At 70.9% G+C, this 468-nt stretch carries 1 protein-coding gene; it reads right to left on the bottom strand.

All coding sequences use genetic code 11. The features are described 5' to 3' along the window. The coding region (locus tag ACU8YC_RS26935; RefSeq protein ID WP_446896251.1) for an aldehyde dehydrogenase family protein at positions 1-412 on the bottom strand (412 nt) is incomplete at its 3' end. Positions 413-468: the final 56 nt, after the last annotated feature.

Raw genomic sequence — 468 nt, 5'->3', positions numbered from 1 at the left:
CCTCCTCGGAGGCCTTCACCACCACGGTATTCCCGGCGACCAGGGCCGGACCGATCTTGAGCGCCATCAGCACGAGGGGCACGTTCCAAGGCAGGATCGCCGCCACCACGCCCAGGGGCTCGCGCGTGGTCAGCGCGAGCATGTCAGGGCTGAAGGGCAGCGTCTCGCCCTTCAGCTCCGTGGCGAGACCGCCGAACATCGCGAGGATATCGGCCGCGGTGGCGATCTCGGGGCGACACTCGGTGCGGATCGCCTTGCCGGTCTCCGGCAGGACGGAGTCGATGAGGTCGGACGCGAGGGCCCGGTGATCGGCCCGCTTCGACTCGGCCAGCGTAATGGCCCGGGCCAGGGCGGCGCGGTCGCCGCGCAGCAGGCGCTCGCGCAGGCTCTCGATGTCGATGGACGGCGTCATGGTCTCTTCATGGCGGTGCGGAGGGCCGCCGTCGAGGGGCGCGTCCGCCGTAAAGA

It is taken from the genome of Citrobacter sp. VF227 (assembly GCF_052950715.1).
Note: the sequence above shows the minus strand (reverse complement) of the source record. Positions and strands in the feature narration are given on the sequence as shown.